1 protein-coding gene is annotated in these 252 nt (G+C 74.2%); it reads right to left on the bottom strand.

Features of this window, described 5'->3' with window-relative positions; genetic code table 11:
- Positions 1-252 (bottom strand): FAD-dependent oxidoreductase (locus CVH10_RS22670; RefSeq protein ID WP_181244708.1); only part of this gene is annotated, 252 nt, incomplete at both ends.

Here is a 252-nt window from a genome sequence, read left to right as displayed (position 1 = left end):
GCATCCGGTCGTCGACCTTGATGCCGCGCGCGGTCTCGAGCCCGGCATTCTGGGCCAGCGCCACGTTGGGGCGCACGCCGACCGACATCACCACGAGGTCGGCCGGCAGCACGGTGCCGTCGGACAGGATCAGGCGCTCGACCCGGCCGTCTCCCTCGATCGCGGCGGTGGCGGCCTTGAGCAGCACCCGGACGCCGCGCGCCTCCATGGCGCGCTTCACGAGGCCGGCGGCGGCGTGGTCGAGCTGACGCT

The sequence above is a fragment of the Halomonas sp. ND22Bw genome (assembly GCF_003011945.1).
Classification (GTDB): domain Bacteria; phylum Pseudomonadota; class Gammaproteobacteria; order Pseudomonadales; family Halomonadaceae; genus Halomonas; species Halomonas halophila.
Note: the sequence above shows the minus strand (reverse complement) of the source record. Positions and strands in the feature narration are given on the sequence as shown.